The sequence below is a fragment of the Streptomyces sp. NPDC101490 genome (assembly GCF_044767145.1).
Taxonomy (GTDB): Bacteria; Actinomycetota; Actinomycetes; order Streptomycetales; family Streptomycetaceae; genus Streptomyces.
This window is the reverse complement of the sequence record NZ_JBIWNI010000012.1, coordinates 13,634-33,843: the sequence shown is the minus strand read 5'-3', so window position 1 is coordinate 33,843 and position 20,210 is coordinate 13,634. Positions and strand designations below refer to the sequence as shown.

Genomic DNA, 20,210 nt, shown 5'->3' with positions numbered 1-20,210 from the left:
TCCTCCTGGTCGCGTCCCCTCCGTGTCCTCCCCGGCCATTCCGGCCCGGCGGTGGAGAAGGGGCGAAGTCCGACAAGTGGACCGGATGACCGTTTCACCCTCAGGACATGGGAGGATCGGGGGCGGCGGGCCAGGGCCACGCACCCGGTCGCGCCGTCTCAGCACCCCGTCGCGAGCATGAGGAGCATCGTTGAGCAGGTTGCGTTGGCTGACCGCCGGGGAATCCCACGGACCCGCGCTGGTCGCGACACTCGAGGGCCTTCCCGCCGGTGTCCCGGTCACCACCGAACTGGTGGCGGACCACCTGGCGCGACGACGCCTCGGTTACGGGCGCGGTGCCCGGATGAAGTTCGAGCAGGACGAGATCACCTTCCTCGGCGGCGTCCGCCACGGACTCTCCCTCGGTTCCCCGATCGCCGTCATGATCGGCAACACCGAGTGGCCCAAGTGGGAGAAGGTCATGTCGGCCGACCCGGTCGACCCCGCGGAGCTCAAGGAGACGGGCCGCAACGCCCCCCTGACCCGCCCCCGCCCCGGTCACGCCGACCTCGCGGGGATGCAGAAGTACGGCTTCGACGAGGCCCGGCCGATCCTGGAGCGCGCCAGCGCCCGCGAGACCGCCGCCCGGGTCGCCCTCGGGGCCGTCGCCCGGTCCTTCCTCAAGGAGGCCGCGGGCATCGAGATCGTCTCCCACGTCGTCGAGCTCGCCGCCGCCAAGGCGCCGTACGGCGTCTACCCGGCCCCCGCCGACGTCGAGAAGCTCGACGCCGACCCGGTCCGCTGCCTCGACGCCGACGCGTCGAAGGAGATGGTCGCCGAGATCGACCAGGCCCACAAGGACGGCGACACCCTCGGCGGAGTCGTCGAGGTCCTCGCGTACGGCGTGCCCGTCGGCCTCGGTTCGCACGTCCACTGGGACCGGCGTCTGGACGCCCGCCTCGCCGCCGCCCTCATGGGCATCCAGGCCATCAAGGGCGTCGAGGTCGGCGACGGCTTCGAGCTGGCCCGCGTGCCCGGCTCCCAGGCCCACGACGAGATCGTCCGCACCGAGGACGGCCTGCGGCGCTCCTCCGGCCGCTCCGGCGGCACCGAGGGCGGCCTGACCACCGGCGAACTGCTCCGCGTCCGTGCCGCGATGAAGCCCATCGCGACCGTGCCGCGCGCCCTCGCCACCGTGGACGTCGTCACCGGCGAGGTCGCCCAGGCCCACCACCAGCGCTCCGACGTCTGCGCGGTCCCCGCCGCGGGCATCGTCGCCGAGGCCATGGTCGCCCTGGTCCTCGCGGACGCCGTCGTCGAGAAGTTCGGCGGCGACAGCGTCCCCGAGACGCGCCGCAACGTGCGGTCGTACCTCGACAACCTGCACATCCGGTGACGGCCGGACCCCTGGTCGTCCTCGTCGGGCCGATGGGCTCCGGCAAGTCCACGGTGGGCGCGCTCCTGGCCGAACGGCTCGGCGCGCCCTACCGGGACACCGACGCCGACATCGTCGCCGCCGAGGGACGCGAGATCTCCGACATCTTCGTCGAGGACGGCGAGGAGCACTTCCGCGCCCTGGAGCGGGACGCGGTCGCCGCGGCCGTCGCCGGGCACGAGGGCGTCCTCGCCCTCGGCGGCGGCGCGGTCCTCGACGCGGGGACCCGCGCGCTGCTCGCCGGGCGCCCCGTCGCGTACCTCTCGATGGACGTCGACGAGGCGGTCCGGCGGGTCGGCCTCAACACCGCCCGGCCGCTGCTCGCCGTCAACCCGCGCCGCCAGTGGCGCGAGCTGATGGAGGCGCGCCGCCATCTGTACACCGAAGTCGCCCGGGCCGTCGTCAGCACCGACGACCGCACCCCCGAAGAGGTCGCGGACGCGGTCCTCGCGGCACTGGATCTGAAGAAGGACGCATGACGACGGACCAGGCAGTGACCCGCATCCAGGTCGAGGGCAGCGCGGGCACCGATCCGTACGAGGTGCTCGTCGGCCGTCAGCTGCTCGGCGAGCTGCCCGCCCTCATCGGCACCCAGGCCAAGCGGGTCGCCGTGATCCACCCGGAGGCGCTCGCGGGCACCGGCGAGGCGCTCCGCGCCGACCTCGCCGAGCAGGGCTACGAGGCGGTCGCCATCCAGGTGCCGAACGCCGAGGAGGCGAAGACCGCCGAGGTCGCCGCCTACTGCTGGAAGGCGCTGGGCCAGACCGGCTTCACCCGCAGCGACGTCATCGTCGGGGTCGGCGGCGGCGCCACCACCGACCTGGCCGGTTTCGTCGCCGCGACCTGGCTCCGGGGCGTGCGCTGGATCGCCGTGCCCACCACGGTCCTCGCCATGGTCGACGCGGCCGTGGGCGGCAAGACCGGCATCAACACCGCCGAGGGCAAGAACCTCGTCGGCGCCTTCCACCCGCCCGCCGGGGTCCTCTGCGACCTCGCCGCCCTCGACTCGCTGCCGGTGCACGACTACGTCAGCGGGCTCGCGGAGATCATCAAGGCCGGTTTCATCGTCGACCCGGTGATCCTCGACCTCGTCGAGGCCGACCCGGAGGGCGCCCGCACCCCGGCCGGTCCGCACACCGCCGAGCTGCTCGTCCGCTCGATCCGGGTGAAGGCGGAGGTCGTCTCCGGCGACCTCAAGGAGTCCGGCCGCCGGGAGATCCTCAACTACGGCCACACCCTCGCCCACGCCATCGAGAAGAACGAGCGCTACAAGTGGCGGCACGGCGCCGCCGTCTCCGTCGGCATGGTCTTCGCCGCCGAGCTGGGCCGTCTCGCCGGACGCCTCGACGACGCCACCGCCGACCGGCACCGCGCGATCCTGGAGTCCGTCGGGCTGCCGCTCACCTACCGGGGCGACCAGTGGCCCAAGCTCCTGGAGACCATGCGGGTGGACAAGAAGTCCCGGGGCGACCTGCTGCGCTTCATCGTGCTCGACGGGATCGGCAGGCCCACCGTCCTGGAGGGCCCCGACCCGGCGGTGCTGATCGCGGCCTACGGCGAGGTGTCCGCGTGAGCGGGCCGCGCCCGGTCCTGGTGCTCAACGGCCCCAACCTGGGGCGTCTCGGCTCCCGCGAGCCCGACATCTACGGCGCCACCTCCTACCGGGGGCTCGTGGAGGCCTGCCGGACGCTCGGCGCGGAGCTCGGCTTCGACGTCGACGTGCGGGAGACGAACGACGAGGGCGAGATGATCCGCTGGCTCCACGAGGCGGCGGACGGCTCGATCCCGGTGGTGATCAACCCCGGGGCGTTCACGCACTACTCGTACGGGATGAGGGACGCGGCCGCGCAGCGGACCGCCCCCCTCATCGAGGTACACATCTCCAACCCGTACTCCCGGGAGGAGTTCCGGCACACCTCGGTCGTCGCGGCCGTGGCGTCCGGGACGGTCGCCGGGTTCGGGATCGGTTCCTACCGGCTGGCGCTGCGGGCGCTCGCGGAGGAACTGACCGGCTGAGAGCGGTCCGGGGTGCCCCGTCCGGCGGGGCACCCCGGACCGCTTCCGGACGTTCTCCCGGTGGGGGACCGGGGGCGGTAACGTTCCGGCGCACCGGACACATCAGGCGCACGAGACGGAGTGGGACCGGATGCAGCACGCAGTGGGGGGTCCGCTGCCACCGCCCGAGCGATCGGGCCCGCCGCCCGCCCCCGTGACGGGCGGCGCCCAGGGCGCGCCCGACGAAAGCCCGTCGGGCGCCCCCGCCGGGCACCCGCCCGTCCCGCCGCCCCCGCCGGGCGCACCCCACCAGGGCCGGGCCACCGGGCCGGGCCCCGTCGCACCCACCGCACACCACCCCGTCGTGCCTCCCGCACCGCCTGTCGCGCCCATGCCGCCGCACGCGGCCCCGCCCGTCTGGAGCGCCCCCGGAGCCGCACCACAGCCCCCGGCGGTCCCCCCGCTCCCGGGCACCCCGCCGCCTTCCGCCGGTGCCCAGTCCCCGGCCGCCCCGGCGCGCGCCGGAGAGGACCGGCGCCGGACCGCCGAGCCGGGTCCCGGCAGTGCCGGGACCCCGGCGGTTCCGCCGTCCTCGGGTGGTCCGCACTCCGGCCCCGCTCGGCCTCCGGCCGCGCCGCCCCCCTCGGGCGCCCTCCCGTACCCGGCGGCCGCCCCGGATCCCGGCGGAGCCCGGCCCCCGGCGGGACCGCCGTCCGGGCCCGCCCCGTACCCGGCCGGGCCCCCGCGTCCGGCCGCCGCGTCGCATCCGGGCCCGGCCCCCTACCCCGGCCCTGCCCCGTATCCCGGCGGCCCCCCGTACGCGGGCGGACTCCCGTACCCCTCCGCCCCCTCGCACCCCGGCGGCCCCCAGCCCACCAGCGGGCCCTCAGGCCCGAGCGGTCCCCGGCAGCCGGGCGGCCCGCAGCACCCGACCGGCCCCGTACACCCCGACAGCCCCCGACACCCCGCAGGGACCACGCACCCCGCAGGGGTGGCGCGTCCCACCCCGCACTCCCACCCCGCAGGGGGCCCGCAGGGGGCCGAGTTCACCGGGCAGGTGCCGCTGCCGCCCGTCGGCGCACCGCTCCCCGGCGCCGGGGGGCAGGTTCCGGGCACCGGGGCCGCCACCCTCGCCGTGCTGCTCATCGGCCCCGCCGGGGCGGGCAAGACGACCGTCGCCCGGCACTGGGCGCGCCGCCGCCGGGTGCCCACCGCGCACATCAGCCTCGACGACGTCCGCGAGTGGGTCTGCTCCGGCTTCGCCGACCCGCAGTCCGGCTGGAACGAGCACTCCGAGGCGCAGTACCGCCTCGCCCGCCGCACCTGCGGCTTCGCCGCGCGCAACTTCCTCGCCAACGGCATCTCCTGCATCGTGGACGACGCGGTCTTCCCCGACCGTCCCGTCGTCGGTCTCGGCGGCTGGAAACGGCACGTCGGGCCCGGTCTGCTGCCCGTGGTGCTGCTGCCGGGGCTGGAGGTCGTCCTGGAGCGCAACGCGGAGCGCAGCGGCAACCGGCGCCTCTCCGACGAGGAGGTCGCCGCCATCCACGGCCGGATGGCCGGCTGGTACGGCTCCGGCCTGCCGATCATCGACAACTCCACGTACGACGTCGAGACCACCGCCCGGGTCCTCGACGACGTCCTCGCCCGGGCGATCGCCAGCCCGCCCGCCTGGTGACCGCGCGGGCGGCCCGGTCGGCCGTCCCCAACAGGCCGCCGCCGCGCCCGGCTCGTACGCTCGGAGCATGTCCGAGGTGTATGCGGACCGCCGGGTACGGCTGCGCGACCGCTGCGCGGCCGCCGGCAGCCCGGCGGCCCTGGTCTCCCGCCCCGCCAACGTCCGGTACCTCGCGGGCGGCTCGCCCCCGGGTGCCGTCCTCCTCGTCGGGGCGGAACCGGACGGGGACGTCCTGCTCTGCCCCGTCGCCCCCGGCGTGGAACCGGCCGACGGGCGGCTGGACGAACTGCTCCGCAGACAGGTTCTGCCCGTCGGCGGCGGAGACCCGGCGGTCGCCGCCGCGGACCTGGCCCGCCGGGCGGGCTCCGAGGCCCTCGCCGTGGAGGAGCACCACCTGACCGTGGCCCGGCACCGGGCCATGGGCTCCGTCGCGCCCGGACTGCGCCTCGCGGACCTCACCTGCGCCGTCGAGCAGCTGAGGATCGTCAAGGACGAGGACGAGATCGCCTGTCTCCGGATCGCCGCCGAGATCGCCGACCAGGCGCTCGGCGAACTCCTGGAGTCGATCCTCGTGGGGCGGACCGAGCGCCACCTCGCCCTGGAACTGGAACGGCGGCTCGTGGACCACGGCGCGGACGGGGCCGCCTTCCCCACCTCGGTGGCGACCGGCCCGCACTCCGGCCGCCGGGGCCACCGGCCCACCGACCGCCGGGTCGAGGAGGGCGATTTCCTCACCGTCGGCCTGGGCGCCGACTACCGGGGCTACCGGTGCGAGATCGGTCGCACCTTCGTCATCGGCACCGCCCCCGCCGACTGGCAGATCGAGCTGTACGAGCTCGTCTTCGCCGCTCAGCGGGCCGGGCGGGAGTCCCTTCTGCCGGGCGCCGCCTACCGGGACGTGGACCGGGCGGCCCGTCAGATCCTGGACGCGGCGGGGTACGCGGAGGCCGCCGTACCCCTCACCGGGCACGGGGTGGGGCTCGAAATCGACGAGGACCCGCAGCTGTCACCCTCGGCCATGGGTAAACTGGACGCTTGTGTGCCGGTCACCGTCGAACCGGGGGTCCACCTCCCGGGCCGGGGCGGGGTCCGGATCGATGACACGCTCGTCGTGCGCCAGGAGGCGGACGGCGGACCCGAGCTACTCACCATCACGACCAAGGAGCTGCTCGCGCTGTAGGGCGCGCAGGTATCCACGGTCCCACGTCAGTGCAGGAGATTTCGCAACCGTGGCTTCCACGAACGACCTCAAGAACGGCATGGTGCTCAAGCTCGACGGGGGCCAGCTCTGGTCCGTCGTCGAGTTCCAGCACGTCAAGCCCGGCAAGGGCCCGGCCTTCGTGCGCACCAAGCTCAAGAGCGTGCTGTCCGGCAAGGTCGTCGACAAGACGTTCAACGCCGGTACCAAGGTCGAGACGGCCACCATCGACCGCCGCGACATGCAGTTCTCGTACATGGACGGCGACTACTTCGTCTTCATGGACATGCAGACCTACGACCAGCTGATGGTCGACCGCAAGTCGGTCGGCGACGCGGCCAACTTCCTGATCGAGGGCTTCACCGCCTCGGTGGCCCAGCACGAGGGCGAGGTGCTCTACGTGGAGCTCCCGGCCGCCGTCGAGCTGGTCATCCAGCACACCGACCCGGGCGTCCAGGGCGACCGCTCCACCGGCGGCACCAAGCCGGCCACCCTGGAGACGGGCCACGAGATCCAGGTCCCGCTCTTCGTCTCCACCGGCGAGAAGGTCAAGGTCGACACCCGCACCAGCGACTACCTCGGCCGGGTGAACAGCTAACCGTGGCCGCCCGGAGCAAGGCCCGCAAGCGCGCCTTCCAGATCCTCTTCGAGGCCGACCAGCGGGGCACCTCCGTCCAGGAGGTCCTCGCGGACCAGGTCCGGCTCTCGCGGGGCGACGTCCACCAGCCGCCGGTGAGCGACTTCACCATGGAGCTGGTCGAGGGGTACGCCTCGCACGTGGCGCGGATCGACGAGCTCATCGCCACCTACGCGGTGGACTGGGACCTCGACCGGATGCCCGTCGCCGACCGGAACATCGTGCGCCTCGGCGCGTACGAACTGATCTGGGAGGACGGCACGCCGGACGCCGTCGCGATCGACGAGGCGGTGCAGCTCGCCAAGGAGTTCTCCACGGACGAGTCCCCGGCCTTCGTCAACGGTCTGCTGGCGCGCTTCAAGGATCTGAAGCCGCGTCTGCGCCGGGACGCGGACGCCTGACAGGCGGACGACACCGGCAGTCGAAGGGGCCCGCCGCACAGGGGTGCGGCGGGCCCCTTCGGCGTTCCCCCGAGCCGCCGGGGAATCCCGGCCAGGAGCGCCTGGGGGAGACGCCTGAGGGAGTCCCGGGACCCGGAGGCCGGGGGGCCCGGTCCCAGCCCCGGAGGCCAGGGGCTCGGGGCTCGCCCTGGAGCCTCTGGCGGGTCCGGAAAAACGCCGGGCCCGTGGACGTCGGATGACGTCCACGGGCCCGGCGGTACGTTTCTGCTGTGCCCCCGCAGGGGTCAGTTGTCCTCGTGGGCGACCGCGCGGCGCGCGTCCGCGTCGAGCACGCCCCAGCTGATCAGCTGCTCGGTGAGGACCGAGGGGGACTGGTCGTAGATGACGGCCAGGGTGCGCAGGTCGTCCTGACGGATCGACAGCACCTTGCCGTTGTAGTCGCCGCGCTGCGACTGGATCGTCGCCGCGTAGCGCTGGAGCGGGCCCGCCTTCTCCTGCGGGACGTGCGCCAGGCGCTCCAGGTCGAGGACCAGCTTCGGCGGCGGCTCGGCGGCCCCGCCCGGGGTCGTGCCCGGCAGCAGTTCCTGCACCGGCACCCCGTAGAAGTCGGCCAGCTCGGCGAGGCGCTGCACGGTCACCGCGCGGTCGCCACGCTCGTACGACCCGACGACCACGGCCTTCCAGCGGCCCTGCGACTTCTCCTCCACTCCGTGGAGGGAGAGCCCCTGCTGGGTGCGGATGGCACGGAGTTTGGCCCCGAGCTGCTTTGCGTATTCGCTGGACATAACGCTCCCGGACGCTGTGACGACATGCGGCTGCGCCGCGCGGCTGGTAACTCACTGTGAGGTTACGCAGAGTTACTCTTTCCCGTCAAGCCGAAAGGTCCGTACCGGTCCCTCCCGGGGGCGGCGCCCGGTGCGCCGCCCGGGGGCGAGGAGAGGCCGCGCCCGCCCCCTGGTATCGTTGACGTCGCATATCCGACGTCCTTTAAGAACCGTCCCGTGAGGCGGAGAAGGAGGTCCGTTTCCCATGGACACCCAGCAGTACGGCGACGACCCCAGGCCCGTTCTCGAGGCCCCGGACATCGCGCGGGTCCTGACCCGCATCGCACACGAGATCGTCGAGCGCGCCAAGGGCGCAGACGACGTGGTTCTCCTCGGCATCCCCACCCGTGGCGTCTTCCTCGCCCGCAGGCTCGCCGAGAAGCTCGCCTCCATCACCGGCACCAAGATTCCGGTCGGATCCCTCGACATCACCATGTACCGGGACGACCTCCGGATGAAGCCGGCCCGCGCCATCGGCCGCACCGAGATCCCCGGTGACGGCATCGACGGCCGCCTCGTCGTCCTCGTCGACGACGTCCTCTTCTCCGGCCGCACCATCCGGGCCGCCCTCGACGCCCTCGGCGACATCGGCCGCCCCCGCGCGGTCCAGCTCGCCGTCCTCGTCGACCGCGGCCACCGCGAGCTGCCGATCCGCGCCGACTACGTCGGGAAGAACCTCCCCACGTCGTTGCGGGAGACGGTCAAGGTCCAGCTCGCCGAGGAGGACGGCCGCGACACCGTCCTGCTCGGCACCAGGCCCACCGCCTAGCCCGACCGGCCTTCCCCCGCGCGGGGCCGGGGCACCCCCCTGCGCCCCCGCACGCCCTCACACCTCCCACCACGGAGCGACACACCGATGATGCGTCACCTCATCTCGGCCGCCGACCTCACCCGCGACGACGCCGTCCTGATCCTCGACACCGCCGAGGAGATGGCCCGGGTGGCCGACCGGCCCATCAAGAAGCTGCCCACCCTGCGCGGCCGGACCATCTGCAACCTCTTCTTCGAGGACTCCACCCGCACCCGGATCTCCTTCGAGGCCGCCGAGAAGCGCCTCTCCGCCGACGTCATCAACTTCGCGGCCAAGGGCTCCAGCGTCTCCAAGGGCGAGTCCCTCAAGGACACCGCGCAGACCCTGGAGGCCATGGGCGTCGACGCCGTCGTGATCCGGCACGGCGCCTCCGGAGCCCCCTACCGCCTCGCCACCTCCGGCTGGATCGACGCCCCCGTCGTGAACGCGGGCGACGGCACCCACCAGCACCCCACCCAGGCCCTCCTGGACGCCTTCACCATGCGCCGCCGCCTGGTCGGCCGCGACACCGGACTCGGCCAGGACCTCGCGGGCAAGCGGATCACCCTCGTCGGCGACGTCCTGCACAGCCGGGTCGCCCGCTCCAACGTCGACCTGCTGCACACCCTCGGCGCCGAGGTCACCCTGGTCGCCCCGCCCACCCTGCTCCCCGTCGGCGTCGAGACCTGGCCCTGCGAGGTCTCCTACGGCCTCGACCGGGTGCTGCCGAAGTCCGACGCCGTCATGATGCTGCGGGTGCAGCGCGAACGGATGAACGACGCCTTCTTCCCCACCGAGCGGGAGTACTCGCGCCGGTACGGGCTCGACGGCCACCGGATGGCGAAGATGCCCGAGCACGCCATCGTCATGCACCCCGGCCCCATGGTCCGCGGCATGGAGATCACCGCCGAGGTCGCCGACTCCGACCGCTGCACGGTCGTCGAGCAGGTCGCCAACGGCGTCTCCGTCCGGATGGCGGTCCTCTACCTGCTCCTGGGCGGCAACGACTCCACCACCCCCGCCCCCAGCACCCCCCGTACCGAGGAGAACAAGTAACCATGAGCAAGATCCTTATTCGCGGTGCGCGGGTGCTGGGCGGCGAGGTCCAGGACGTCCTGATCGACGGCGAGACCGTCGCGGAGGTCGGGACCGGCCTGTCCGCCGAGGGCGCCACCGTCGTCGAGGCCGACGGCCAGATCCTGCTGCCCGGCCTGGTCGACCTCCACACCCATCTGCGCGAGCCCGGCCGCGAGGACTCCGAGACCGTCCTCACCGGCACCCGCGCCGCCGCCTCCGGCGGCTACACCGCCGTCTTCGCCATGGCCAACACCCACCCCGTCGCCGACACCGCCGGTGTCGTCGAGCAGGTCTACCGGCTCGGCCGGGAGCACGGCTACTGCGACGTGCAGCCCATCGGCGCCGTCACCGTCGGCCTGGAAGGCCGGAAGCTCGCCGAACTCGGCGCCATGCACGACTCCGCCGCCGGTGTCACGGTCTTCTCCGACGACGGCAAGTGCGTCGACGACGCCGTCATCATGCGCCGCGCCCTGGAGTACGTGAAGGCCTTCGGCGGAGTCGTCGCCCAGCACGCCCAGGAGCCCCGCCTCACCGAGGGCGCCCAGATGAACGAGGGCGTCGTCTCCGCCGAACTGGGCCTCGGCGGCTGGCCCGCCGTCGCCGAGGAGTCGATCATCGCCCGCGACGTCCTCCTCGCCGAGCACGTCGGCTCCCGCGTCCACATCTGCCACCTCTCCACCGCCGGCTCCGTCGAGATCGTCCGCTGGGCCAAGTCCCGCGGCATCGACGTCACCGCCGAGGTCACCCCCCACCACCTCCTCCTCACGGACGAGCTGGTCCGCTCGTACAACCCGGTCTACAAGGTCAACCCGCCGCTGCGCACCGAGAAGGACGTCCTCGCGCTCCGCGAGGCGCTGGCCGACGGCACGATCGACATCGTCGCCACCGACCACGCCCCGCACCCGCACGAGGACAAGGACTGCGAGTGGGCCGCCGCCGCCATGGGCATGGTCGGCCTGGAGACCGCGCTCTCCGTGGTCCAGCAGACGATGGTCGAGACCGGCCTCCTCGACTGGGCCGGGGTCGCCGACCGGATGTCCCACGCGCCCGCCCGCATCGGACGGGCCACCGGCCACGGCCGTCCCGTCTCGGCGGGCGAGCCCGCCAACCTGACCCTGGTCGATCCGGCTTACCGTGGTGTCGTGGACCCCGCGGACTTCGCCTCCCGCAGCCGCAACACCCCGTACGAGGGCCGTGAGCTGCCGGGACGCGTCACCCACACCTTCCTGCGGGGCCGGGCAACGGTCGTGGACGGGAAGCTGGCGTGACACCACTCATCGCAATCGCAGCAGAGGCAGTCGAGAAGAAGTCGGCGGAGGTGACCGACTGGGCCGGACGGATCGGCTGGGTCGCCGGACTGCTGATCTTCATCGCCCTCGTGTACTGGCTGATGCGCCAGGGCTGGAAGTGGCGCGGCAGCCTCCAGTCGGACCTACCCGAGCTGCCCACCGCACCGACGGAACCCGGCCCGGCGACCCTGACCCTCAGCGGGCGCTACCACGGGTCCACGACCGCAGGACAGTGGCTCGACCGGATCGTCGCCCACGGACTCGGCACCCGCAGCCGCGCCGAGCTGACGCTCACCGGGGCCGGGATCACGGTCGGGCGCCCCGGCGCGAACGACTTCTTCGTTCCCGCCGGAGCCCTGCGCGAGGCCCGCCTCGACAAGGGCATCGCGGGCAAGGTCCTCGCCGAGGGCGGCCTGCTGGTCGTCACCTGGGAGCACGGCGACAAGCTGCTCGACTCCGGCTTCCGCTCCGACCGGGCGGCCGAGCACACCGCCTGGGTCGAAGCCATCAACTCCATGATCAACACGACGGAAGGCATCGCACGATGACGACCTCCACCAGGGGAGCTGCCAAGACTCCCGCCGTACTCGTCCTGGAGGACGGCCGCATCTTCCGCGGCCGCGCCTACGGGGCCGTGGGGGAGACCTTCGGCGAGGCCGTGTTCTCCACCGGCATGACCGGCTACCAGGAGACCCTCACCGACCCGTCGTACCACCGCCAGGTCGTCGTCATGACCGCCCCGCACGTCGGCAACACCGGCGTCAACGACGAGGACCCCGAGTCCGGCCGCATCTGGGTCTCCGGCTACGTGGTCCGCGACCCCGCGCGCGTCTCCTCCAACTGGCGCTCCCGGCGCTCGCTGGACGAGGAACTGGAGCGCCAGGGCGTCGTCGGCATCGCCGGCATCGACACCCGGGCCCTCACCCGCCACCTGCGCGAGCGCGGCGCCATGCGCGTCGGCATCTTCTCCGGCGACGCCGTCGCCGACGAGGCCGCCCTGCTCGCCAAGGTCACGGCACAGCCCGAGATGACCGGTGCGAACCTCTCCGCCGAGGTCGCCACCAAGGAGACCTACGTCGTCCCCGCGCTCGGCCCCGACGGCGAAGCCCTCCCGCTCGGCACCGCGAGGTTCACCGTCGCCGCCGTCGACCTCGGCATCAAGGGCATGACCCCGCGCCGGATGGCCGAACGCGGCATCGAGGTCCACGTGCTGCCCGCCACCGCCACCGCCGAGGACGTCTACGCGGTCGCCCCCGACGGCGTGTTCTTCTCCAACGGCCCCGGCGACCCGGCCACCGCGGACGGCCCCGTCGCCGCCATGCGCGAGGTCCTGAGCCGCAGGACGCCCCTCTTCGGCATCTGCTTCGGCAACCAGATCCTCGGCCGCGCCCTCGGCTTCGGCACCTACAAGCTGAAGTACGGCCACCGGGGCATCAACCAGCCCGTCCAGGACCGCACCACCGGCAAGGTCGAGGTCACCGCGCACAACCACGGCTTCGCCGTCGACGCCCCCCTCGACAAGGTCTCCGACACGCCCTACGGGCGCGCCGAGGTCTCCCACGTCTGCCTGAACGACCAGGTCGTCGAAGGCCTCCAGCTGCTCGACCAGCCGGCCTTCTCCGTCCAGTACCACCCCGAGGCGGCCGCGGGCCCGCACGACGCCGCGTACCTCTTCGACCGCTTCGTATCCCTGATGGAGGCCGAGCGTGCCTAAGCGCACCGACATCCAGTCCGTCCTGGTCATCGGCTCCGGCCCGATCGTCATCGGCCAGGCCGCCGAGTTCGACTACTCCGGCACCCAGGCCTGCCGCGTTCTCAAGGCCGAGGGCCTGCGTGTCATCCTGGTCAACTCCAACCCGGCCACGATCATGACCGACCCGGAGATCGCCGACGCCACCTACGTCGAGCCGATCACCCCCGAGTTCGTCGAGAAGATCATCGCCAAGGAGCGCCCCGACGCCCTCCTGCCCACCCTCGGCGGCCAGACCGCGCTCAACACCGCGATCTCCATGCACGAGCAGGGTGTCCTGGAGAAGTACGGCGTCGAGCTCATCGGCGCCAACGTCGAGGCCATCAACAAGGGCGAGGACCGCGACCTCTTCAAGGGCGTCGTCGAGGCGGTCAAGGCCAAGATCGGCTACGGCGAGTCCGCCCGCTCGGTGATCTGCCACACCATGGACGACGTCATCAAGGGCGTCGACGTCCTCGGCGGCTACCCCGTCGTCGTCCGCCCCTCCTTCACCATGGGCGGCGCCGGTTCCGGCTTCGCCCACGACGAGGACGAGCTGCGCCGCATCGCCGGCCAGGGCCTCACGCTCTCGCCCACCACCGAGGTGCTCCTGGAGGAGTCCATCCTCGGCTGGAAGGAGTACGAGCTGGAGCTGATGCGCGACAAGAACGACAACGTCGTGGTCGTCTGCTCCATCGAGAACTTCGACCCGATGGGCGTCCACACCGGCGACTCGATCACCGTCGCCCCGGCGATGACGCTGACCGACCGCGAGTACCAGCGCCTGCGCGACATCGGCATCGCGATCATCCGCGAGGTCGGCGTCGACACCGGCGGCTGCAACATCCAGTTCGCGATCGACCCGGTCGACGGCCGCGTCATCGTCATCGAGATGAACCCGCGCGTCTCCCGCTCCTCGGCGCTCGCCTCCAAGGCGACCGGCTTCCCGATCGCCAAGATCGCGGCCCGTCTCGCCGTCGGCTACACGCTCGACGAGATCCCGAACGACATCACGGAGAAGACCCCGGCGTCCTTCGAGCCCACGCTCGACTACGTCGTGGTCAAGGCTCCCCGCTTCGCCTTCGAGAAGTTCCCCTCCGCCGACTCCACGCTGACCACGACCATGAAGTCGGTCGGCGAGGCCATGGCGATCGGCCGCAACTTCACCGAGGCGCTCCAGAAGGCCCTGCGCTCCCTGGAGAAGAAGGGCTCCCAGTTCGCCTTCACCGGCGAGCCCGGCGACAAGGACGAGCTGCTGCGCGAGGCGGTCCGCCCGACCGACGGCCGCATCAACACCGTCATGCAGGCGATCCGCGCCGGAGCCACCCCCCAGGAGGTCTTCGACGCCACGAAGATCGACCCCTGGTTCGTCGACCAGCTCTTCCTGATCAAGGAGATCGCCGACGAGCTGGCCGCCGTCGAGCGCCTGGAGCCGGAACTGCTCGCCGAGGCCAAGCGCCACGGCTTCTCCGACGCCCAGATCGCCGAGATCCGGGGCCTGCGCGAGGACGTCGTCCGCGAGGTCCGGCACGCGCTCGGCGTCCGCCCGGTCTACAAGACGGTCGACACCTGCGCCGCCGAGTTCGCCGCGAAGACCCCGTACTTCTACTCCTCCTACGACGAGGAGAGCGAGGTCGCCCCGCGCGAGAAGCCCGCGGTGATCATCCTGGGCTCCGGCCCGAACCGCATCGGCCAGGGCATCGAGTTCGACTACTCCTGCGTCCACGCCTCCTTCGCGCTGAGCGACGCCGGGTACGAGACCGTGATGGTCAACTGCAACCCGGAGACCGTCTCCACCGACTACGACACCTCCGACCGGCTGTACTTCGAGCCGCTCACCCTGGAGGACGTCCTGGAGATCGTCCACGCGGAGACCCTCGCGGGCCCCGTCGCGGGCGTCGTCGTCCAGCTCGGCGGCCAGACCCCGCTGGGCCTGGCGCAGGCGCTCAAGGACAACGGCGTGCCCGTCGTCGGCACCTCCCCCGAGGCCATCCACGCCGCCGAGGACCGCGGCGCCTTCGGCCAGGTCCTCGCCGAGGCCGGACTGCCCGCCCCCAAGCACGGCACCGCGACCACCTTCGCCGGCGCCAAGGCCATCGCCGACGAGATCGGCTACCCCGTCCTCGTACGCCCCTCGTACGTGCTCGGCGGCCGGGGCATGGAGATCGTCTACGACGAGACCCGCCTGGAGTCGTACATCGCCGAGTCCACCGAGATCAGCCCCACCCGGCCGGTCCTGGTCGACCGCTTCCTCGACGACGCCATCGAGATCGACGTCGACGCCCTCTACGACGGCCAGGAGCTCTACCTCGGCGGCGTCATGGAGCACATCGAGGAAGCGGGCATCCACTCCGGCGACTCGGCCTGCGCCCTGCCCCCGATCACCCTCGGCGGCCACGACATCAAGCGCCTGCGCGCCTCCACCGAGGCCATCGCCAAGGGCGTCGGCGTGCGCGGTCTGATCAACATCCAGTTCGCGATGGCCGGTGACATCCTCTACGTCCTGGAGGCCAACCCGCGCGCCTCCCGGACCGTCCCCTTCACCTCGAAGGCGACCGCCGTCCCGCTCGCCAAGGCCGCCGCGCGCATCTCGCTCGGCGCCACCGTCGCCGAGCTGCGTGCCGAGGGCCTGCTGCCGAAGACCGGCGACGGCGGCACCCTGCCGCTCGACGCGCCGATCTCCGTCAAGGAGGCCGTGATGCCGTGGTCGCGCTTCCGCGACGTGCACGGCCGCGGCGTGGACACCGTCCTCGGCCCGGAGATGCGCTCCACCGGCGAGGTCATGGGCATCGACGCGGTCTTCGGCACGGCCTACGCCAAGTCGCAGGCCGGAGCGTACGGCCCGCTGCCCACCGGGGGCCGCGCGTTCATCTCGGTCGCCAACCGCGACAAGCGCTCGATGATCTTCCCGGCCCGCGAGCTCGTCGCCCACGGCTTCGAGCTGCTCGCCACCTCCGGCACCGCCGAGGTCCTCAAGCGCAACGGCATCAACGCCACGATCGTGCGCAAGCTGAGCGAGGGCGAGGGCCCGAACGGCGAGAAGACGATCGTGCAGCTCATCCACGACGGCCAGGTCGACCTGATCGTCAACACCCCGTACGGCACCGGTGGCCGCCTCGACGGTTACGAGATCCGTACGGCCGCGGTCGCCCGCAGCGTCCCCTGCCTCACCACGGTCCAGGCGCTCGCCGCGGCCGTCCAGGGCATCGACGCGCTCAACGGCGGCGACGTCGGCGTCCGCTCGCTCCAGGAGCACGCGGAGATCCTGACCGCGGCCCGCGACTAGGGCGTGCTTCGAAAGTAGCGCCGTCCGCCCGGAGGGCGGGCGGGACTTTCGCGACACGCCCCAGCAGCCCGTACGAACGAGGGGGGACACCGGCGACATCGCGGTGTCCCCCTCTTCATGAGCACACCTGGACTCCCCGCATGTACAAGTTCTTCTTCCGGCTCGTCTTCAAGCGCATGGACCCCGAGCAGGCCCACCACCTGGCCTTCCGCTGGATCCGGCTGGCCGCCCGCGTCCCCGTCCTGCGGACCTTCGTCGCCGCCTTCCTCGCGCCCCGCCACCGGGCCCTGCGCACCGAGGCCCTCGGCCTGCGGATGCACGGCCCCTTCGGGCTCGCCGCGGGCTTCGACAAGAACGCCGTCGCCATCGACGGCATGTCGATGCTCGGCTTCGACCACATCGAGATCGGCACGGTCACCGGCGAGGCCCAGCCCGGCAACCCCAAGAAGCGCCTCTTCCGGCTGATCCCGGACCGCGCCCTGATCAACCGCATGGGCTTCAACAACGAGGGCTCCGCCGCCGTCGCCGCCCGCCTGGCCGCCCGCGAACCCGTCTTCCGCACGGTCGTCGGCGTCAACATCGGCAAGACCAAGCTCGTCCCCGAGGCCGAGGCCGCCGACGACTACGTGAAGTCCACCGAGCGCCTCGCCGCGCACGCCGACTACCTCGTCGTCAACGTCTCCTCGCCGAACACCCCCGGCCTGCGGAACCTCCAGGCCACCGAGTCGCTCCGGCCCCTCCTGACCGCCGTACGGGAGGCCGCCGACCGCACGGTCACCGACCGCCGGGTCCCGCTGCTCGTCAAGATCGCGCCCGACCTGGCCGACGAGGACGTCGACGCGGTCGCCGACCTCGCCCTCGAACTGGGCCTCGACGGCATCATCGCCACCAACACCACCATCGCCCGCGAGGGCCTCGGCCTGAAGTCCGACCCGGCACTCGTCAAGGAGACCGGCGGCCTCTCCGGCGCCCCCGTCAAGGAGCGCTCCCTCGCCGTCCTCAGGCGCCTCCACGCGCGCGTGGGCGACCGCCTGGTCCTGGTGGGCGTCGGCGGCATCGAGAACGCCGAGGACGCCTGGCAGCGCATCCTCGCGGGCGCCACCCTGATCCAGGGCTACAGCGCCTTCATCTACGAGGGCCCCTGCTACGCCCGGGCGATCCACCGGGGCCTCGCCGCGCGCCTCGCCGCCTCCCCGTACGCCACCCTCGCCGAGGCCGTCGGCGCCGACAACCGAAAGGCCGCCAAGTGACCTCCCCGACGCCCGCCCCGCACCCCGTCCCGACGCCCTTCGGCACCCGGCTGCGCACCGCCATGGACGAGCGCGGCCCGCTCTGCGTCGGCATCGACCCGCACGCCGCCCTGCTCGACTCCTGGGGCCTGACCGACGACATCGCGGGCCTGGAGCGGTTCACGTTCACCGTCGTCGAGGCCCTCGCCGGAACGGTCGCCGTCTTCAAGCCGCAGTCGGCCTTCTTCGAGCGCTTCGGCTCGCGCGGCGTCGCCGTCCTGGAGCGCGCCGTCGCCGAGCTGCGCGCGGCGGGCGGCCTGGTCGTCATGGACGCCAAGCGCGGCGACATCGGCTCCACGATGGCCGCGTACGCGGAGACCTATCTGCGGGTGGACTCCCCGCTCTTCTCCGACGCGCTCACGGTCTCCCCGTACCTCGGCTACGGCTCCCTCAAGCCCGCCGTCGACCTGGCCCGCGAGTCCGGCGCCGGGCTCTTCGTGCTCGCCCTGACCTCCAATCCGGAGGGGGCCGAGGTGCAGCGCGCGGTGCGCGCGGACGACCCGGCCGGGCGGACCGTCGGCGCGCTCATGCTGGGCCACCTCGCCGGGGAGAACGCGGGGGAGAGCCCGATGGGCTCCTTCGGTGCCGTGGTGGGCGCCACCCTCGGCGACCTGTCCTCGTTCGACCTGGACATCAACGGGCCGCTCCTGGCCCCCGGCATCGGCGCGCAGGGCGCGACCCCGGCCGACCTCCCGGCCGTCTTCGGCGCGGCGGTGCGCAACGTCGTGCCGAACGTGAGCCGGGGCGTCCTGCGGCACGGTCCCGACGCGACCGCGCTGAGGGGTGCGGCCGACCGGTACGCGGACGAGATCCGCGCGGCCGTCGGGGGGTAGCGGGACGCGCGGCCAATCCCGCAGGTGGGGCGGTGCTGACGGGCCGTCTCACCGGGTCGCCCCGCTCTTTGACGAAAACTTGGCTCAAAACCGAGTCGTTTTGTCGGGAAAGTCCTGGTCGGTCGATGCTGACCAGGACTTTTCCGCTGTTCTCGCTGACTGGAGCGGCATCGGCCGCTAGTCTCCGGGGCAGAGCAGGCGTTCAACGGCCAGTGCGTTGATCGTTGCTCCACTGGTGTGGGGCGACTAGGTTCCTCACCGGTCCGTATCCGACAGATCGACATCCGAGGTGACGTAGGCGTGGCTCTTCCGCCCCTTACCCCTGAACAGCGCGCAGCCGCGCTCGAGAAGGCCGCCGCGGCTCGCCGGGAGCGGGCCGAGGTCAAGAATCGACTCAAGCACTCCGGCGCCTCCCTCCAGGAGGTCATCAAGACCGGGCAGGAGAACGACGTCATCGGCAAGATGAAGGTCTCCGCACTGCTCGAGTCGCTCCCCGGCGTGGGCAAGGTCCGCGCCAAGCAGATCATGGAGCGCCTCGGCATCTCCGAGAGCCGCCGGGTGCGCGGTCTGGGCTCCAACCAGATCGCCTCCCTGGAGCGCGAGTTCGGCAGCACCGGCGCCTGATCGGGTGACCGGTCCGGCGTCCGGTCCGGGACTCGCGTCCCGGGCACCCCGGTGATGCTGGAATAATCGCTGTATGGCAGCAGAGGTACGTCCGCGGCTGACCGTGCTCTCCGGCCCCTCAGGGGTCGGCAAGAGCACGGTCGTCGCGCATATGCGCAAGGTCCACCCCGAGGTCTGGCTCTCGGTGTCCGCGACGACACGGAAGCCCCGCCCCGGCGAGAAGCACGGCGTCCACTACTTCTTCGTGACGGACGACGAGTTCGACAAGCTGATCGCCAACGGTGAGCTCCTCGAATGGGCCGAGTTCGCGGGCAACCGCTACGGCACCCCGCGCGGCGCGGTCCTCGCCCGGCTCGACTCCGGGGAGCCCGTGCTCCTGGAGATCGACCTCCAGGGCGCCCGCCAGGTCAAGGACTCGATGCCCGAGTCCCAGCTGGTCTTCCTCGCCCCGCCGAGCTGGGACGAACTGGTCCGCCGGCTCACCGGCCGGGGCACCGAGTCGCCCGAGGTCATCGAGCGCCGCCTCGCCGCGGCCAAGGTCGAACTGGCCGCCGAGTCGGAGTTCGACACCACGCTCGTCAACACCTCCGTCGAGGACGTCGCACGTGAGCTGCTAACGTTGACGCTGGTGTCGTCTGGGGAGTGACCCCCGGATCACCGCAGTGCAGGCGTAGCACAGACGCAGCACAGACGTAGTACAGGCAGTAGAGCAGTAGCAGTAGAGCAGTACAGAACAGATCTTTTTCCATTCTTCGGAAGGTAGAGCGTGTCCTCTTCCATCACCGCGCCCGAGGGCATCATCAACCCGCCGATCGACGAGCTGCTCGAGGCCACGGACTCGAAGTACAGCCTCGTGATCTACGCGGCCAAGCGGGCGCGTCAGATCAACGCGTACTACTCCCAGCTCGGCGAGGGCCTGCTGGAGTACGTGGGTCCGCTGGTCGACACCCACGTCCACGAGAAGCCGCTCTCGATCGCGCTGCGCGAGATCAACGCGGGTCTGCTGACCTCCGAGGCCATCGAGGGCCCGGCCCAGTAACCACGCGTCGCGTGTAACGCTTGTCACCACAGGCCCGGCGGAGTTCCGCCGGGCCTGTGGTGTTCTCATGGAGTCCTAACGCGTCCGAGTGCGCGTCCGAGCGCGGG

Annotated in this window: 19 protein-coding genes and 1 pseudogene; 19 read left to right on the top strand and 1 reads right to left on the bottom strand. The window is 72.3% G+C overall.

Annotated elements, in window-relative coordinates; translation table 11 throughout:
• Nucleotides 1-190 precede the first annotated feature (190 nt).
• From aroC to nusB, 8 genes and pseudogenes are all read left to right on the top strand, one after another.
• Nucleotides 191-1,375, top strand: coding sequence for a chorismate synthase (gene aroC, locus ACIRQY_RS21635; protein WP_351787546.1), 1,185 nt, complete (start codon nucleotides 191-193; stop codon nucleotides 1,373-1,375).
• The gene (locus ACIRQY_RS21630; RefSeq protein WP_351787549.1) at nucleotides 1,372-1,893 is read left to right on the top strand and encodes a shikimate kinase; all 522 of its coding nucleotides are present in this window, start codon (nucleotides 1,372-1,374) and stop codon (nucleotides 1,891-1,893) included. Before aroC ends, ACIRQY_RS21630 begins: the two co-directional genes overlap by 4 nt.
• Nucleotides 1,890-2,987, top strand: a complete 1,098-nt coding sequence (gene aroB / locus ACIRQY_RS21625; protein WP_351787552.1) for a 3-dehydroquinate synthase — start codon at nucleotides 1,890-1,892, stop codon at nucleotides 2,985-2,987. The genes ACIRQY_RS21630 and aroB overlap by 4 nt, the downstream gene beginning before the upstream one ends.
• On the top strand, nucleotides 2,984-3,430 hold the full coding sequence (gene aroQ, locus ACIRQY_RS21620; protein WP_351787554.1) for a type II 3-dehydroquinate dehydratase: 447 nt from the start codon (nucleotides 2,984-2,986) through the stop codon (nucleotides 3,428-3,430). The genes aroB and aroQ overlap by 4 nt, the downstream gene beginning before the upstream one ends.
• 676 nt (nucleotides 3,431-4,106) lie before the next feature.
• A pseudogene (locus ACIRQY_RS21615) lies at nucleotides 4,107-5,087 on the top strand (AAA family ATPase); the annotation flags it as partial.
• Nucleotides 5,088-5,154: 67 nt separating this feature from the next.
• Nucleotides 5,155-6,267, top strand: coding sequence for an aminopeptidase P family protein (locus ACIRQY_RS21610; protein ID WP_351787560.1), 1,113 nt, complete (start codon nucleotides 5,155-5,157; stop codon nucleotides 6,265-6,267).
• A gap of 49 nt (nucleotides 6,268-6,316) precedes the next feature.
• Nucleotides 6,317-6,883: an elongation factor P gene (gene efp / locus ACIRQY_RS21605; protein ID WP_351787561.1), complete on the top strand. Its 567-nt coding sequence runs from the start codon at nucleotides 6,317-6,319 to the stop codon at nucleotides 6,881-6,883.
• A gap of 2 nt (nucleotides 6,884-6,885) precedes the next feature.
• Nucleotides 6,886-7,323 (top strand): transcription antitermination factor NusB, encoded by a 438-nt coding sequence (gene nusB, locus ACIRQY_RS21600; protein WP_351787563.1) that lies wholly within the window; start codon nucleotides 6,886-6,888, stop codon nucleotides 7,321-7,323.
• Nucleotides 7,324-7,607: 284 nt separating this feature from the next.
• Here nusB and bldD read toward each other — a convergent pair whose 3' ends face one another.
• A complete protein-coding gene (gene bldD, locus ACIRQY_RS21595; protein WP_017242229.1) occupies nucleotides 7,608-8,108 on the bottom strand; it encodes a transcriptional regulator BldD in 501 nt (166 codons plus the stop codon).
• Nucleotides 8,109-8,352: 244 nt separating this feature from the next.
• Here bldD and pyrR point away from each other — a divergent pair, with 244 nt between their 5' ends.
• The 11 genes from pyrR to rpoZ all read left to right on the top strand — a co-directional run bounded on the left by pyrR (nucleotide 8,353) and on the right by rpoZ (nucleotide 20,103).
• Nucleotides 8,353-8,916: a bifunctional pyr operon transcriptional regulator/uracil phosphoribosyltransferase PyrR gene (gene pyrR, locus ACIRQY_RS21590; protein WP_351787566.1), complete on the top strand. Its 564-nt coding sequence runs from the start codon at nucleotides 8,353-8,355 to the stop codon at nucleotides 8,914-8,916.
• A gap of 87 nt (nucleotides 8,917-9,003) precedes the next feature.
• Nucleotides 9,004-9,993 carry an aspartate carbamoyltransferase catalytic subunit gene (locus ACIRQY_RS21585; RefSeq protein ID WP_403928056.1) on the top strand — a complete coding sequence of 330 codons (990 nt, stop codon included), beginning with the start codon at nucleotides 9,004-9,006 and terminating at the stop codon, nucleotides 9,991-9,993.
• A 2-nt stretch (nucleotides 9,994-9,995) separates the two neighbouring features.
• Nucleotides 9,996-11,282 carry a dihydroorotase gene (locus tag ACIRQY_RS21580; RefSeq protein WP_403928053.1) on the top strand — a complete coding sequence of 429 codons (1,287 nt, stop codon included), beginning with the start codon at nucleotides 9,996-9,998 and terminating at the stop codon, nucleotides 11,280-11,282.
• Nucleotides 11,279-11,851: a hypothetical protein gene (locus ACIRQY_RS21575; RefSeq protein ID WP_403928051.1), complete on the top strand. Its 573-nt coding sequence runs from the start codon at nucleotides 11,279-11,281 to the stop codon at nucleotides 11,849-11,851. Before ACIRQY_RS21580 ends, ACIRQY_RS21575 begins: the two co-directional genes overlap by 4 nt.
• A complete protein-coding gene (gene carA, locus ACIRQY_RS21570) occupies nucleotides 11,848-13,017 on the top strand; it encodes a glutamine-hydrolyzing carbamoyl-phosphate synthase small subunit (RefSeq protein WP_403928048.1) in 1,170 nt (389 codons plus the stop codon). The genes ACIRQY_RS21575 and carA overlap by 4 nt, the downstream gene beginning before the upstream one ends.
• Nucleotides 13,010-16,318, top strand: coding sequence for a carbamoyl-phosphate synthase large subunit (gene carB / locus ACIRQY_RS21565; RefSeq protein WP_403928045.1), 3,309 nt, complete (start codon nucleotides 13,010-13,012; stop codon nucleotides 16,316-16,318). Before carA ends, carB begins: the two co-directional genes overlap by 8 nt.
• Before the next feature lie 140 nt (nucleotides 16,319-16,458).
• A complete protein-coding gene (locus tag ACIRQY_RS21560; RefSeq protein WP_403928043.1) occupies nucleotides 16,459-17,568 on the top strand; it encodes a quinone-dependent dihydroorotate dehydrogenase in 1,110 nt (369 codons plus the stop codon).
• Nucleotides 17,565-18,440: an orotidine-5'-phosphate decarboxylase gene (gene pyrF, locus ACIRQY_RS21555; RefSeq protein ID WP_351787584.1), complete on the top strand. Its 876-nt coding sequence runs from the start codon at nucleotides 17,565-17,567 to the stop codon at nucleotides 18,438-18,440. The genes ACIRQY_RS21560 and pyrF overlap by 4 nt, the downstream gene beginning before the upstream one ends.
• A 300-nt stretch (nucleotides 18,441-18,740) precedes the next feature.
• Complete coding sequence (locus tag ACIRQY_RS21550; protein ID WP_030008746.1) at nucleotides 18,741-19,064, top strand: integration host factor; 324 nt, start codon at nucleotides 18,741-18,743, stop codon at nucleotides 19,062-19,064.
• A 73-nt stretch (nucleotides 19,065-19,137) separates the two neighbouring features.
• Entirely contained in the window at nucleotides 19,138-19,710 is a 573-nt protein-coding gene (gene gmk, locus ACIRQY_RS21545) for a guanylate kinase (protein WP_403928038.1), read from the top strand.
• A 120-nt stretch (nucleotides 19,711-19,830) separates the two neighbouring features.
• On the top strand, nucleotides 19,831-20,103 hold the full coding sequence (gene rpoZ, locus ACIRQY_RS21540; protein WP_005319902.1) for a DNA-directed RNA polymerase subunit omega: 273 nt from the start codon (nucleotides 19,831-19,833) through the stop codon (nucleotides 20,101-20,103).
• Nucleotides 20,104-20,210: the final 107 nt, after the last annotated feature.